Source organism: Clostridium sp. CM037, assembly GCF_055081095.1.
On the sequence record NZ_CM143650.1, the window covers coordinates 2,117,954 to 2,133,761 of the forward strand.

Below are 15,808 nucleotides of genomic sequence, written 5' to 3' on the forward strand. Positions count from 1 at the left end.
TTGAAATCCTCCTGTACTTGTGTTGGTTTAGTCACTTAACATGGTACAAGATTTTTTCTCTTGGGTCTTTATTTTTTGTTTTATGGTCATTTCATTTTACAACTTACCCGATGTTTCTGTTTGTAAGAAGTTTTAGAGCTTGAATAATTAAGGATTTGTGCAACTTAAAAGCACAATTTTAAAGGGTTTATTGAAATTTCTTTTTTCATAAGTTCCAAGAATTTTTCTCTTGGAATATAAACTGCTCCTAAACTTTCCAAATGAGTTGTATGAACCTGACAGTCAATCATATAAAATCCTTTTTCTTCCAATGACTTGCCTAGAGTAGTAAAGGCTACCTTAGAGGCATTATCCATAGTTGAAAACATTGATTCACCAAAAAAACATTTTCCCATACTTATGCCGTATAATCCACCAACTAACTTATCTTTGTACCAGGTTTCCACAGAATGGGCATAGCCGAGTTCGTGAAGCTTGCAGTAAGCTTCAATCATTTCATTTGTAATCCATGTACCTGTTTCTTTTCTTGTATTAGAACAATTACATATAACATCTCTGAAACAAGTATCAAAGGAAACCCTATATGTATTCTTTTTAAGTAGTTTTTTCATAGAATGTGAAATTCTAATATCTTTTGGATAAACAATAAATCTTGGATCAGGTGACCACCAAAGTATAGGCTCGTCTTCTGAAAACCATGGAAATATTCCATTAGAATACGCAAGTAGTAATCTCGCGGGAGATAGGTCGCCTTCAATGGATAAAAGTCCATCCGCGTCGCTTAGAGATGGATCTGGGAATACTAAATCATTTGATAATCTATAAATCGTCATAATAAACTCCTTTCAAGGTATATATTAATATTGCAGCTCCGAAGGAGATGATTTAATTACATAAACTAAGGGTCTGTAAAATTTATTATATACTATCTGTCTCATTGATACATACTTTCACCTTTATGATTATAGGAAATTGATATTTAAGTTATATTTTTCAATTTATTGAATGAATACCCCCTTATATGGACATAATTTCAAATAAGGAGTGGTAATATGAAAAACAGAAAAATTTTATATTCAATATTTACAATAATTTTAATAACTTTCGTTGGTGCTAACTATTCTCTTAATCACTATATGAATAAAAATGATTTAAAGCTTGAAGCTTGTGGCAAATTGCCATATTTAAAATTCACTGCGAAAAGTATTAATGATAATGACAAAAATAATTTAATGCAAACATCCGTGAATACTAAATTGGTTAGGGTATCTCAGGATACAAAATTTATGTTTAAGATTAGATATAAAGACAATGAAGTTAGAAATATGGTGCTCGAAAAACAATTTAATGGTTCGGATGTGCTAAATAAAAAAACACAGTTAGAACTTAATGAATTTTTTAAAAACCAAGGTTACACAGTTTTTAGTATGAGTAATGATGAAATAGTTTTTGTTAATAATAGTAATAGGTACAGTTACAAAGCTAACAGGTATTTTTTGGGAGTATATGAGGACCTTGTAACAATTTATAAAACAGATGAAAATGGAGACATAACAGCTCATAAACTATTTAATTCAAATGTTTATATAGCAAATGGTAAACAGCAGAAATATGACTTTGAAGCTCGAGACAAAGGGGAATTACAATATGTCAAGATAGGTGATTTGAAAGAGAAAGATGGCTTGGTGGATGACCTAATTCGCGGTAGAAAATATAGTAAAGACAGTGATGGTAGTAAGGATGCGGAAGAAAGCGCCGAATATGAAAAAGGAGAATTTAAAACACCCGAAAAGGCTTTTGATTATGCTAGGGGTTTATTAAAGTCTTAACATCCTAATGTGAAATAAAAAAATATGTACTAAAACCTTAAGAAAAATGTATTTCTTAAGGTTTTTTGACTTATTATTTATTTTCATGCATCTTAATTATTGAATTAATACCGTTTAGGTGGTAAAGTGTTATGTAGCCTTTATAAAAATGTGATGATAGCAATTAATAATTTATATTCACGAAGAAAGCATCAAGGAGGAAATATATGTACGAATATATAAATGGAATTTTTGTAGGCATTAATAAGGACTATATTGTAGTAGATAATAACGGCATGGGTTACAAAATATATACCTCTGGAAGTACTATGGCAAAGATGCCCAAAACTAACGAGCATGTATTATTATATATAAAACAAATTGTTAGAGAAGATTTTATTGGACTATACGGATTTCTAACAAAAGAAGAGATAGAGATGTTTAGCCTTGTAATTAGTATAAATGGAGTTGGGTCAAAAGCTGGCTTATCATTACTTTCTATTTGCAGTGTTACAAATTTAAAATATGCGATTGTATCGGGAGATGAAAAAACTTTAATACGGGCACCTGGAATAGGCAAGAAAATTGCTCAAAGAATAATTCTAGAGCTCAGAGAAAAAATTCATATTGAACAGTCAGCAGCTAACACTTTATCACAAATTTCAGGTAGTAATTTAGAAGATGATAGAAAACTTATAGAGGTTTTAGGAGCGCTTATTTCCCTTGGATATTCTGAAAAGGAAGCAGAAAAAGCATTAAAAGCTATAAGTAAAGAACAATCACTTGAAAATATGATTAAAGATTGTTTGAAATATTTGATGAACTAAGGTGGGAGTACACTATGGATGATATTGAGGAAAGAATTATTACTTCATCGGTCATTGAAGAAGATATGGACGCAGAGTATTCGCTAAGACCCCAAAAACTTAGAGAGTATATTGGTCAACCAAAGATTAAAGAAAAATTAAATATATTCATTAAAGCAGCTCAAAATAGGGAAGAAGCTCTTGATCATGTGCTTTTATATGGTCCTCCTGGGCTTGGTAAGACAACACTTGCCAACATTATTGCAAAGGAAATGAAGGGTAACTTAAAAGTAACCTCCGGGCCCGCGATTGAAAGAGCGGGGGATTTGGCAGCTATTTTAACTAGTTTGAGCGATTATGATGTTATTTTTATTGATGAAATACATAGACTTAATAGAGCTGTAGAAGAAATATTATATCCTGCTATGGAGGATTATGTTTTAGATATTGTAATTGGAAAAGGAGCTTCAGCAAAATCTATAAGACTAGATTTGCCTAAGTTCACACTTATTGGTGCAACTACCAGGATTGGACTATTAACAGCGCCTCTTCGTGATAGATTTGGTGTGCTAAGTGCCATGGAATATTATACGCAAGGTGAGTTAAAAGAGATAGTAATTCGTTCTGCATCTATTTTAAAAGTAGATATTACGGAAGATGCTGCAATTGAAGTTGCAAGACGTTCAAGAGGTACTCCGAGAATTGCTAATCGTTTGCTTAAGAGGGTTCGCGATTATTGTGATGTTAAGGGGAATGGAATTATTGATTTGAATTTAGCAAAGTCTGCGTGTGAACTTCTTGAAATAGACGACGAAGGATTTGATAGAATAGATAATAAAATGATTGAAGCTATTATAGATAATTTTAATGGGGGACCAGTAGGCATAGAGACCTTATCTTATTTTATAGGAGAAGAATTAGGAACTTTAGAAGATGTCTATGAACCTTATTTAATTCAAAAAGGATTCATAATAAGAACCCCAAGGGGGAGGATGGCTTCTAATAAGGCTTATAAACATTTGAATAGGCCTTTTAAAAAATAGAATAAGCATAAAAATCTAAAACAATTCACAGTATTTAATGATGAAGTTTGAATGATTTTTGCTAAAGAAAGGATGTAGTTTTTTTGAAAGTAAAGGATTTTTATTTTGACTTACCAAAGGAGCTTATTGCTCAACATCCAGTTGAAAAAAGGGATGAGTCAAGGCTTATGGTAGTCAATAAAACAAATGAGGAAATACAGCACAAACAGTTTAAAAATATAATAGAGTATTTAAACCCAGGAGATTGCTTAGTGCTAAATGACACCAGAGTTTTACCAGCAAGGCTTTTAGGAATGAAAGAGGAAACAGGAGGTAAAATGGAATTCCTGCTACTAAAGAGAATAGATGTTAACCACTGGGAAACCTTAGTTAAACCGGGTAAAAAAGCAAAGATTGGAGCTAGGTTTGTTTTTGGAAATGGAGAACTAAAGGCAACAGTCATGAGTGTTTCTGAGGGTGGAAGTAGAATAGTGGAATTTGAATTCGAAGGAATTTTTGAAGAGGTTTTAGATAAACTCGGAGAGATGCCGCTACCACCATACATAACTGAAAGATTAGAAGATAAAGAAAGATATCAGACTGTATTTTCAAGAGCTGCAGGATCTGCAGCAGCCCCTACTGCAGGACTCCATTTTACAGATGATTTGCTAAGCCAAATTAAAGCTAAGGGTGTTAAAATTGTATTTGTAACACTCCATATAGGGCTGGGTACTTTTAGACCTGTAAAAGCCGCAACAGTGGAAGAACATGAAATGCATTCAGAGTACTATATGCTTAGTAGTGAAGCAGCAGCGATAATTAATGAAGTAAAAGAGACAGGTGGCAGAGTAATTGCAGTAGGTACTACATCTAATAGAACACTCGAAAGTATAGCAGATGATAATGGCAGAGTAGAGGAAAAATCCGGATGGACAGATATATTTATTTATCCAGGATATAAATTCAAAATTGTTGATGCAATAATAACGAATTTTCATTTGCCAGAGTCCACGTTAATAATGTTAGTTAGCGCTTTTGCGGGCCAAGATTTAATTATGGGTGCATATGATATGGCAGTAAAAGAAAGATATAGATTCTTTAGTTTTGGAGATGCAATGTTTTTATATTAATTATTGTATAGAAAGTAGGGTAAATATGTATAAATTACTTAAGAAAAGTGGTAAAGTAAGACGTGGTGAGTTTACAACACCTCATGGAACTATTCAAACACCTGTATTTATGAATGTGGGAACTCAGGCAGTTATTAAGGGCGCTGTTTCCACTATGGATTTAAAAGAAATCAACTGCCAAGTAGAATTATCTAATACCTATCATTTGCACTTAAGGCCGACAGATAAGGTTATAAAGCAAATGGGAGGACTTCATAAATTTATGAATTGGGATAGACCTGTTCTTACAGATTCCGGTGGGTTTCAGGTGTTTTCTCTATCTAAAATGAGAAAAATTAAAGAAGAAGGAGTTTACTTTAATTCACATATTGACGGGAAAAAAATATTCATGGGGCCAGAAGAAAGTATGCAGATACAAAGCAATTTAGGATCTACTATTGCCATGGCTTTTGATGAATGTATATCAAACCCATCTACTAGAGAATATGTAGAAGACTCAGTAGCAAGAACTACAAGATGGCTAATTAGATGTAAGACTGAAATGGATAGATTAAATTCTCTTGAGGGCACCATAAATAACAAACAGATGTTGTTTGGAATAAATCAAGGTGGTATTTGTGAGGATATCAGAACAGAACATGCTAAAACAATTAGTAAAATGAACCTAGATGGTTATGCTATAGGAGGACTTGCAGTAGGGGAGACTCATGAAGAGATGTACAGAATCATTGATGCAGTTGTTCCACACTTACCACAGGATAAACCAATATATCTTATGGGAGTGGGCTATCCAAGTAATATTTTAGAAGCAGTATCTAGGGGAGTAGACTTTTTTGATTGTGTATTGCCAGCAAGAAATGGTAGGCACGGAAATGTTTTTACGAGTGATGGTAAAATAAATATAATGAATGCTAAATTTGAGCTGGATAGCGCTCCGATTGATGAAGGATGTCAATGTCCTGCTTGCAGGCACTATACAAGAGCCTATATAAGACACTTATTTAAGGCAAAAGAGATGCTCGCAATGAGACTTTGCGTGCTTCATAATCTATATTTTTATAATAAACTTATGGAAGACATTAGGGATGCCATTGATAATGATTGTTTTGAAGAGTTTAAGGCTGAGAAACTTGCTCAGTGGAATGAGTAAATATAATTATTTACTATAATATGATTAACCTATAAATGTACTAAGGGATGTTGTGGTCCTTTAGGAATTAAGTTTATGGGAAATTATTTTATTATAAGTTTAAAAAAATTATTGAAAGGAGGGGAACATAAATGGGACAATTCGGTTCTTTAATATCTATAGTGTTAATGCTTGCGGTATTTTATCTAGTAGTATTTATACCAGAAAACAAAAGAAAGAAAAAATATGCTACACTTTTAAATAATTTAAAATTAAATGATGAAGTAATGACTAAGGGCGGTATAATGGGAAAAATAATCAACATTCAAGATGACTACATTATATTGGAAAGTGGTCCAGACAGAGCTAGAATTAAATTATCAAAAAGTGGAATAGGCACAGTTATAAATTTAAACAGTGATGAAGTAGTAGAGAAAAAGTAGAAAATTAGTAATAAACCCCCCTTTTTAATCATAATTAATACTATAGATTTCAATGAAAACAATATTGAAATCTATAGTAAGGGGGGATATACATGGAAAACAAAAAAAAATATTCTTATGCTGCAGAAGGAGTATTTAGGGCTGCAATTTTAACCTTAATTATATTAGTGATTTATTCTATAATAACAACCTTTTTACCAGCTAGCATGAAGGTAACATCCGTTTTTTATATTGTAATAACATTAGTCAGTGTGCTTTATGGATCTGTATTTGCTGCAAAAAAAGCTGGAGAAAAAGGTTGGCTAATGGGTATCATGGTGGCAGCTACTTACATGTTAGTTTTATACCTAGTTAAAGTAGTTGGTGGTGGAAGCACTGCTATAGGTATGAGGGAAGTAGTAAGAACAGCTTTAGCTCTAGGCACAGGTGCTTTTTCAGGAATGCTTGGAATAAATCTATAAGAATACTTTATTTAGCTAAGATATTATGATATAATTATGCAGAAACTTTACGATATGGAGGAATAATAATGAAACATATAAGAACTATAAACAAATCAAGCATTAAAGAAAGTTTGAAAAAACCAGGATGCAAAGAATGTGCTAATTCATGCCAATCAGCATGTAAAACTTCTTGCACAGTAGCAAACTTAGCTTGTGAAAACGAATAATATTAATGTGGCAGTAACTTAAGGTTACTGCTTTAAATTTGTTAGGAGGAATAAAATTGTCATTAATTCATAAATATATCCAAAATGGAGAATACTACGTAATAGATGTAAATTCTGGAGCGCTACATGTAGTCGATGAAATAGTTTATGATCTTTTAGATGAGGTTTCCCTTGGGGAAAAAGAAGAGTTAATAGAAAGTTTAAAAGATAAATATAATGTAGAAGATATTGAGGAAGCGTATAGTGAAATTCAAAGTTTAATACAGGAAGAAATGCTATACACAAAAGATTTATATGAATCAATTGCAAAAGAAAGTGGACAAGCGGAGTCGTACATAAAAGCTTTATGTCTTAATGTAATACACGATTGTAATTTAAGATGTAAATACTGTTTTGCTGATGAGGGTGAGTATCATGGCGCTAGAGAGGTAATGTCAGCGGAAGTTGGAAAGAAAGCAATAGATTTTGTTCTGGAAAAATCTGGAACGAGAAAAAACATTGAGATAGATTTATTTGGTGGAGAACCACTCATGGCTTTTGATATGATAAAAGAAGTAGTGGAATATGCTAAAGTGCAAGAAAAAAAATATAAAAAAAGTATAAGGTTTACAATGACAACTAATGCTACATTACTTAATGATGAAATCATGAAATATATGGATGAAAATATGGGCAATATAGTACTTAGCATAGATGGTAGAAAATCTGTTAATGATAAGGTTAGAGTAAGAGTTGATGGAAGCGGTTCCTATGATAGGGTACTTCCTAACATCAAAAAAATGGTTGATATGAGAGATAAGTCAAAAGCTTATTATGCGAGGGGAACCTTTACCAGAGGAAATACTGACTTTTTTGAAGATGTAAAACATATGGCAGATTTAGGGTTTAAAGAAATATCTATAGAACCAGTAGTGTTACCAAAGGAACATGAACTTTCAATTAGAGAAGAAGATTTACCAGTTATTTTTGAGCAATATGATAAATTATATACGGATATGCTTCAGAGACATAAGGATGGAAATGAATTTAAATTTTACCATTTTAATATAGATTTAAAAGGTGGACCATGCGTCTATAAGAGAATTTCTGGATGCGGAGCGGGTCATGAATATATAGCAGTTACCCCTAAAGGAGAAATATACCCTTGCCATCAATTTGTTGGTAATAAAGATTATATACTGGGCGATATATATAATGGAATTACTAATAAAAAAATTGTGCAAGAGTTTAAAGAAGCACATATTTACAACAAACCTACATGTATGCAGTGCTGGGCCAAATTTTATTGTAGTGGGGGATGCCAAGCAAATAACTTTAACTTTAACGGAGATATGCATATTCCTTATGAACTTGGATGCAAGATGCAAAAGAAAAGGATAGAATGTGCTATAGCTTTAAAATCAAAAACTATGAGTAAGTAGAATTATTTTGACAAATATTGACTAAATTAGTTAGTTATAATATAATTCACTTATGAATATGCAGCGAAGGGGTGATAAAGATGAAAAAGAAAAAAAGTATGATGCTTTTTCTGACCAGTGTTTTAGTTGTGGGGGTATTGGCATTCGCAGGTTTCTATGGACTTGAAATAGGAAATTATAGGTTTAAACCATTTACTGAAACAATAAATAAAGGGTTAGATCTACAGGGTGGAATTTCTGTCTTAGAAGAAGTTCAAGGTGGGAAGGTTGATTCAAAAACATTGGACACAACAATTGAACTTATATCTATGAGAGTCAACAAAATGGGAGTTAGTGAGACACTAGTTGCCAAAGAAGGTGATAATAGAATTAGAATTGATATACCAGGAAAATTCGATTCTAAAGAAATTCTTGATACTGTTGCAAAATCAGGAGAGCTTAAATTTGTTGGTCCTGATAAAGTGACAATTCTTACTGGTAAAGATGTAAAAGATGCTACTGCATACATAGGTCAAGATAATAAACCTACTATAGGGCTTGAACTTAATGAATCAGGGAAGAATAAATTTGCAGTAGCTACAAAGAAGTTTTTAGGACAGCCAATTACTATTTATATGGATGATGAGGTGCTAACAGATCCTACAGTGGACTCAGTTATAACAGACGGTAAGGCTATGATCTCAGGAACCAAGACATTAGAAGAAGCTACAACAAAATCTCAAATTATTAAATCAGGAGCATTGCCTGTAACTTTAAAAGCTGTTTCTGTTAAAACAGTTGGAGCTACTTTAGGTAAAAATGCATTGCCATTAAGTATGAAGGCTGGAGCTATAGGAATATTAGTTATATTAATATTTATGCTTTTATATTATAGAGTACCAGGTATGATTTCAGGTATATCTTTAATTTTATATGTGGTTTTGGTTCTTGGGACATTCTCAGCAATTAATGCCACTTTGACACTTGCAGGGATAGCGGGATTCCTACTTACAGTTGGTATGGCAGTAGATGCTAATGTGTTAATCTTTGAAAGAATAAGAGAGGAGCTTAAAACCGGAAAATCAATAAAAGCCTCTGTAGATGCTGGTTTTCATAGAGCATTGTCATCAATATTAGATTCAAACATCACAACTATAATTGCCGCCTTAGTTCTATATACAGTTGGAACAGGCACAGTTAAAGGGTTTGCACTTACATTGATGATTGGTATAGGTATAAGTGTATTTACAGCACTTACTAGCACTAAATTCTTATTAAAATTAGCTGTCGAAATGGGACTACTAAGTAAAACATCTCATTTTGGCGTGAAAAGGGGGTAAGCATATGCTAAAAATAGTTGAAAAAACTAAACTATGGTTTGCTATGTCACTATTCATAATTGTAATAGGAATGGGGTTCATGGTAACAAAGGGACTAAACTTAGGTATAGATTTTAAAGGTGGTACAGCACTTACTATAAATATGAAGCAGGAATTTAAAAAAGCTGATGTAGATAAAATAATTGATAAGCACGCAAAGGGTGAATACTTATCAAAAACATTAGATGATGGTAAGGATTTGGAAATAACCATAAAAAGTGATGCCCTTTCTGCTGATGAAACAGCAACCATGCTAAAAGAAATTAAGAAAGAGTTTAAAGCTAGTGAATTAACTGCACAAGATACGATAGGCGCGTCTGTTGGTAGTGAATTACAGACAAAAGCTATGAGGGGCTTAATTATTGCTATGATTTGTATGCTAGCGTATATAGGATTAAGGTTTGAATTTAAATTCGGAGTTGCAGCCATAATTGCATTACTACATGATATTCTAATTATGGTTGGCGTGTATGCAGTAGTCCAAATACCGGTAAACGCAACGTTTATAGCGGCTATTCTGACTATAGTTGGTTACTCTATTAATGATACTATCGTTGTATTTGATAGAATAAGAGAAAATCAAAAGAATATGAGAAAAGTATCTATAGATGACATTACTAATGCCAGTATTACACAAACCATGGCAAGATCAATAAATACTGTTGCTACAACTTTATTTACTATAGTTGCGGTATATGTATTTGTACCATCTATACGAGAGCTTAGTTTACCATTAATAATCGGTATATTAGTTGGATGTTATTCTTCAATTTTTATAGCAAGTCCTGTTTGGGTGTTGCTTAAAAAAAGAAGTAAGAAAGCTACAGTCTAATCTACTTAAGATTACTAATATGTAATAGATAACTAAGCTAAGGATTGTTTCAAATGGTTAAAAATTAAAGCAGAGAAGTATGATGTATTAATTACTTCTTTGCTTTTTATTTTTATAAAAGGAAATTAGAAAATTTAAAATCAATTATTGAGTAGGGAATCGTTGGAATATAATTACTTTTGTATTTATTAAAAAAACTAATTTAAATTATACCAATGTGTTTTTTATTAACTTTGGGGAGCTTTTATGCTGGATTATCTTAAAAACATGCAAATGAATAAAAATAGCTTTATAGACTATAATATGTATAATCCGTTTTTATTAAAAGGAATGGAGGCCGCATTATATAGAGTTGTCAAAGCTATAAATGAGAGAGAAAAAATTGTCCTTTATGGTTTTTATGATGTGGATAGTATTGCGGCAATTTCCTTATTGATGCTAGTACTGAAGTTTGTAAATGCTGATGTTGAGTATTTTATACCAAGTGAACTAAGTGAAAACCGTGATTTAAATGAAAAAGATATTAATAATCATATAAAATATTTAGGACCAGGACTTATAATAACATTAGGTTGTGGAATCAATTCTTTCAGCGAAATAGAATCATGTAAATACATAGGGATTGATGTTATAGTCACAGATTTTCACGAACCTATTAAAAACGTTCCTGACACTATTGTTGTGGATCCACAACAAAAGGGTTGCAATTATCCATTCAAGGGATTATGTGCTTCAGGACTTACATTTAAACTAGCGCAAGCAATTTCGTCTTACTATAAGATGAAGTCCATAAATAAATATATGGATTTGGTAATGATAGGTACTAGTTATAGTAAAACAAAGCTTGAGAGTGAAAATAAAATAATCGCAGAGGAAGGTATAAAGCAATTAAAGTGCACCAATAATTATGGAATTTGTGCACTTCTAAAAACTCATAATATTAAGATTATTAATGAAGATACAGTATTAAAATTGGCATTAAAGGTAATGCCTACAATTAATCCTGTTGGAAGAATGGATAATGCTAAAATTGTTGTTGAGTTATTTATTACCACGGATAAAAATAGAGCACTACAGATATCAAAGTACTTAGATAATGAACTAAAAAATAATCTCGTATTTTAACGACAATTCAGAAGGAAAGCCTCCCACTTATATAAGTGGAAGTATATACCTTGATTTTACTTTAGGGGGAATAACTGTGGATTTAAAAAATAGTATAAGAATAATAGAAAATTTTCCAAAAAAAGGTATCAGTTTTAAAGACATAACTACGTTACTACAAGATGGTAATGCACTTAAGTACACTATAGATGGTATGGTAGCATATTTAAAAGATAAGCAAATAGATGTTATAGTGGGACCAGAAGCAAGAGGGTTTTTATTCGGTGTACCAGTGGCTTATGCTCTTGGCGCAGGATTTGTGCCAGTTAGAAAACCTGGTAAGTTACCTTATGACTCAATAGAAATTGAGTATGCCCTTGAATATGGCACGGATAAACTTGAAATTCATAAAGATGCAATAAAGCCTGGACAAAAAGTAGCGATAGTTGACGATTTACTTGCGACGGGTGGGACAGTTGTAGCAGTAACAAAACTTATAGAGCAAATGGGTGGAGAAGTTGTTTCCTTAAACTTTGTAATTGAATTAACAGAGCTTAATGGAAAAGACAAATTGCAGGGTTATGATATAAAGTCTCTTGTAAAATATGATATTTAGTTCTTATTTAAATTTAGTGTAGTGAATTACTAAATTAAAATTGCAAAATCCTACAAGATATTATATAATATTAGTAAAAAGTATTGGCTGGTTATTTAACCAGCCTTTGATTTTAGGAGTGTATAAGCATGTTAGAAAAATTGTTACATAAGATTGAAACTAATTGTAATGCTGTAGACAAAGATCTTATTATTAAAGCCTTTAATTTTTCTTACGCTGCACATAAAGAGCAAAAGAGAGAGTCGGGTGAGCCTTATATTGTGCACCCATTAGAAGTAGCTTGCATTTTAGCAGAGATGGGACTTGATACTAGCACAATTGTTGCAGGTTTGCTTCATGATGTAATTGAAGACACAGTATATTCTTTTGATGATGTAAGCAGGGAGTTTAACATAGAAGTAGCAAATTTAGTGGAGGGTGTAACTAAGCTTGGACTAATAAAATATAAGACTAAGGAAGAGGAACAAGCTGATAATGTTCGCAAAATGCTCTTAGCCATGGCAAAGGATATTAGGGTTATCCTTATTAAGCTTGCAGATAGACTTCATAATATGCGAACGCTTAAATATATGCCAGTTGCAAAGCAAAAACAAAAGGCAAAAGAAACTTTGGATATTTATGCACCTCTCGCTCACAGACTTGGAATGTCTAAGATTAAATGGGAACTCGAGGACTTATCACTCAGGTATTTAAATCCGAACGAATATTATAATTTAGTAAGAAAAATTGCAGAAAAAAGAGCTGAGAGAGAAGAAAATATAGATAACATAGTGATGGAATTAAAGTTCAACTTAAATATTGTTGGAATAGAAGCTGAAATGGATGGAAGACCAAAACATTTTTACAGCATTTATAGAAAGATGGTTACTAAAAATAAGACTTTAGATCAAGTTTTTGATTTAACGGCAGTTAGAATTTTAGTAAATGATATTGGAAATTGTTATGCAGCTCTAGGTATAGTGCATACTGTGTATAAACCAATTCCTGGAAGGTTTAAAGACTATATTGCAATGCCAAAACCCAACATGTATCAATCATTACATTCAACGGTGATAGGACCGCACGGGAAACCTTTTGAAATACAAATTAGAACATACGAGATGCATAAAACAGCAGAATATGGCATTGCAGCTCATTGGAAGTATAAAGAGGGGATAGAGGGCAGTGGAGAGCAAAATTCTGACCCTAAATTTTCATGGCTTAAGGATATTCTTGAGTGGCAAGGGGAAACTTTTGATGCAGAAGAGTTTATGGAAGGGTTTAAAACTGATTTGTTTTCAGATGAAGTTTTTGTATTTTCGCCAAAGGGTGAGGTTATTAATTTACCACTTGACGCAACGCCAATTGATTTTGCTTATAGAATTCATACAGATATAGGGCATAAGTGCATGGGTGCGAAAGTAAATGGAAGAATGGTACCTTTAGAATACCACTTGAAAACTGGAGAAATAGTTGAAATTGTAACTTCATCTACGCCTAAGGGACCTAGTATTGATTGGCTGAATATTACAAAGAGCAATCAAGCTAAGAGTAAAATAAAAGCTTGGTTTAAAAAGGCTAAAAGAGATGAGAGTATTGAAAAAGGTAAAGAATTATTAGAAAGGGAATCTAAGAGACAAGGATATAATTTTGGAGAAATTGCTAAGGGCGAAGCAATAGAAAAAATATATAAGAAATATAATTTTAGAACTGTAGACGATTTATTTGCTTATGTTGGAGTGGGAGATATTATGCCTCCAACTGTAATTAATAGGTTGAGAGAGAGTTTTGAAAATAAAAACAAGCAAGAGAATATGACCATTGAGGACATTGAGCAAAAGATAACCAAGAGTGAATGTAAAGATGATAAAAAAATAATGGATTACCAAGGTCTAATAGTTAAGGGTGAGGGCAATTTACTTGTGAGGTTTGCTAAGTGCTGTAATCCAGTTCCAGGTGATGAAATAGTAGGGTACATCACTAAGGGACGAGGAGTTTCTGTTCATAGACGCGATTGCAAAAATGTTGAAGCCTTAATAAATAGTGAAATAAATAAAGTGGTTGAGGTAAGCTGGGGAGCGCCCGAAGGAAAGGGCTATATTACTGAGATTCAAATTAAAGCAGATGACACGTATGGACTATTGTCTCATATTATGGAGATAATAACGCTTACAAAAACACAATTATACTCAATCAATGCAAAAACTTTAAAAAATAATGTGGCTTTAATAAATATAAAGCTACGAGTTGCTGATATTGAGAATTTGAAAGAACTACAAAAGAAAATCACTAAGTTAACGGGTGTAATGGAAGTTTATAGAATAAAAAATTAAGAGAATTGTTTTGCTTAATTTAGGAGAGGAATGTTTATGAGAGCAGTAGTGCAAAGAGTTAAATCATCAAAAGTTGAAGTTAGTGGTAAATTAGTTAGTGAAATAGGTTTTGGATTAAATGTTTTACTTGGAATCTGCGAAGGCGACACGGAAGATGATATAAAATTCCTAAAGGATAAGATATTAAACCTGAGAATTTTTGAAGAAGATGGGAAAATGAGTAAGTCATTAATAGACGTAGGGGGGGAACTTCTTGTAGTTTCTCAATTTACGTTATATGGAGATTGCAGAAAAGGTAGAAGACCAAATTTTATGAGAGCTCTTGGTGGAGAGCAAGCTGAAATATTATATTTAGAATTTGTCAAGCAGTGTAGTGAAGTATTAGGTAAAGTTAAAACTGGAGATTTTGGAGAAGATATGCAAGTTTATATACAGAACGATGGACCAGTAACCTTACTTTTAGAGAGTAAAAAAGACTTCTAGGAGGATTAAAATGGAAATTAGAAAAGTTGTTACAGGAATATATGGATCAAATTGTTATATTATAATGGATAAAAACACCAATGAAGCGATAGTGTTAGACCCAGGTGGAGATGTGGATGATATTGTTAAGGCCATAGATACTATAGGTGCAAAAGTTAAGTATATACTATTGACACATGGACATCTAGACCATACATCAGGAGTCGCGCAGCTTAAAACCATCACAAATGCAGTAGTGTGTATGAGTAAAAAAGACGATGATTTAATAACTAAAGGCGTAAACTTGTTTGGGCCGCTTATTGAAGGTGGAGCAGATAAGTTACTAAAGAATGGGGATATAATAAGAATTTCTAATTTGGAAATTACATGCATAGATACACCTGGACATACACCTGGTGGTATGAGCTTTTTAATAAAAAACTGTGCTTTCACCGGAGATACTCTTTTTGCAGGTTCAATCGGAAGAACAGATTTTGCAGGAGGAGATTTTAATACTATAATTACTAGTATAAAATCAAAGCTTTTATGTCTGCCAGAGAACTCTATAGTGTATCCTGGTCATGGACCATGTAGCACGATAAATAATGAAAAATTAAACAATCCATTTTTACAGAATTAATATAAGGGATAATAGCACAAGAAATTTTATAAGCTATGTTTCATTAAGGAGTTAG

At 32.5% G+C, this 15,808-nt stretch carries 17 protein-coding genes; 16 read left to right on the forward strand and 1 reads right to left on the reverse strand.

The genetic code is table 11. The annotated features are described in order from the left end of the window. Positions 1–164 precede the first annotated feature (164 nt). Positions 165–833, reverse strand: coding sequence for a leucyl/phenylalanyl-tRNA--protein transferase (gene aat / locus ACWJKP_RS10335; RefSeq protein ID WP_165412781.1), 669 nt, complete (start codon positions 831–833; stop codon positions 165–167). A gap of 219 nt (positions 834–1,052) precedes the next feature. Here aat and ACWJKP_RS10340 point away from each other — a divergent pair, with 219 nt between their 5' ends. The 16 genes from ACWJKP_RS10340 to ACWJKP_RS10415 all read left to right on the forward strand — a co-directional run bounded on the left by ACWJKP_RS10340 (position 1,053) and on the right by ACWJKP_RS10415 (position 15,753). After that, complete coding sequence (locus ACWJKP_RS10340) at positions 1,053–1,829, forward strand: hypothetical protein (RefSeq protein ID WP_165412780.1); 777 nt, start codon at positions 1,053–1,055, stop codon at positions 1,827–1,829. A gap of 206 nt (positions 1,830–2,035) precedes the next feature. Next, on the forward strand, positions 2,036–2,635 hold the full coding sequence (gene ruvA, locus ACWJKP_RS10345) for a Holliday junction branch migration protein RuvA (protein ID WP_165412779.1): 600 nt from the start codon (positions 2,036–2,038) through the stop codon (positions 2,633–2,635). A 14-nt stretch (positions 2,636–2,649) separates the two neighbouring features. Beyond that, complete coding sequence (ruvB, locus tag ACWJKP_RS10350; protein WP_165412778.1) at positions 2,650–3,657, forward strand: Holliday junction branch migration DNA helicase RuvB; 1,008 nt, start codon at positions 2,650–2,652, stop codon at positions 3,655–3,657. An 83-nt stretch (positions 3,658–3,740) separates the two neighbouring features. Continuing rightward, positions 3,741–4,766 carry a tRNA preQ1(34) S-adenosylmethionine ribosyltransferase-isomerase QueA gene (queA, locus tag ACWJKP_RS10355; protein ID WP_165412777.1) on the forward strand — a complete coding sequence of 342 codons (1,026 nt, stop codon included), beginning with the start codon at positions 3,741–3,743 and terminating at the stop codon, positions 4,764–4,766. Positions 4,767–4,791: 25 nt separating this feature from the next. After that, complete coding sequence (gene tgt / locus ACWJKP_RS10360; protein ID WP_165412776.1) at positions 4,792–5,916, forward strand: tRNA guanosine(34) transglycosylase Tgt; 1,125 nt, start codon at positions 4,792–4,794, stop codon at positions 5,914–5,916. Positions 5,917–6,047: 131 nt separating this feature from the next. Next, positions 6,048–6,338 carry a preprotein translocase subunit YajC gene (yajC, locus tag ACWJKP_RS10365; protein WP_165412775.1) on the forward strand — a complete coding sequence of 97 codons (291 nt, stop codon included), beginning with the start codon at positions 6,048–6,050 and terminating at the stop codon, positions 6,336–6,338. 92 nt (positions 6,339–6,430) lie between these two features. After that, a complete protein-coding gene (locus ACWJKP_RS10370) occupies positions 6,431–6,799 on the forward strand; it encodes a TIGR04086 family membrane protein (RefSeq protein ID WP_165412774.1) in 369 nt (122 codons plus the stop codon). Positions 6,800–6,867: 68 nt separating this feature from the next. Further along, the gene (gene scfA / locus ACWJKP_RS10375; RefSeq protein ID WP_165412773.1) at positions 6,868–7,008 is read left to right on the forward strand and encodes a six-cysteine ranthipeptide SCIFF; all 141 of its coding nucleotides are present in this window, start codon (positions 6,868–6,870) and stop codon (positions 7,006–7,008) included. Between the two features lie 56 nt (positions 7,009–7,064). Continuing rightward, on the forward strand, positions 7,065–8,429 hold the full coding sequence (scfB, locus tag ACWJKP_RS10380) for a thioether cross-link-forming SCIFF peptide maturase (protein ID WP_165412772.1): 1,365 nt from the start codon (positions 7,065–7,067) through the stop codon (positions 8,427–8,429). A gap of 80 nt (positions 8,430–8,509) precedes the next feature. After that, complete coding sequence (gene secD, locus ACWJKP_RS10385; RefSeq protein ID WP_165412771.1) at positions 8,510–9,748, forward strand: protein translocase subunit SecD; 1,239 nt, start codon at positions 8,510–8,512, stop codon at positions 9,746–9,748. Between the two features lie 4 nt (positions 9,749–9,752). Continuing rightward, entirely contained in the window at positions 9,753–10,619 is an 867-nt protein-coding gene (secF, locus tag ACWJKP_RS10390) for a protein translocase subunit SecF (RefSeq protein WP_165412770.1), read from the forward strand. A gap of 246 nt (positions 10,620–10,865) precedes the next feature. Then, positions 10,866–11,744 carry a DHH family phosphoesterase gene (locus ACWJKP_RS10395; protein WP_462961166.1) on the forward strand — a complete coding sequence of 293 codons (879 nt, stop codon included), beginning with the start codon at positions 10,866–10,868 and terminating at the stop codon, positions 11,742–11,744. A 76-nt stretch (positions 11,745–11,820) separates the two neighbouring features. After that, positions 11,821–12,339: an adenine phosphoribosyltransferase gene (locus tag ACWJKP_RS10400; RefSeq protein WP_165412768.1), complete on the forward strand. Its 519-nt coding sequence runs from the start codon at positions 11,821–11,823 to the stop codon at positions 12,337–12,339. 128 nt (positions 12,340–12,467) lie between these two features. Then, positions 12,468–14,651: a RelA/SpoT family protein gene (locus ACWJKP_RS10405; protein WP_165412767.1), complete on the forward strand. Its 2,184-nt coding sequence runs from the start codon at positions 12,468–12,470 to the stop codon at positions 14,649–14,651. Between the two features lie 36 nt (positions 14,652–14,687). Continuing rightward, positions 14,688–15,134: a D-aminoacyl-tRNA deacylase gene (gene dtd, locus ACWJKP_RS10410; protein ID WP_165412766.1), complete on the forward strand. Its 447-nt coding sequence runs from the start codon at positions 14,688–14,690 to the stop codon at positions 15,132–15,134. Positions 15,135–15,144: 10 nt separating this feature from the next. Then, entirely contained in the window at positions 15,145–15,753 is a 609-nt protein-coding gene (locus ACWJKP_RS10415) for an MBL fold metallo-hydrolase (RefSeq protein ID WP_165412765.1), read from the forward strand. Positions 15,754–15,808 lie beyond the last annotated feature (55 nt).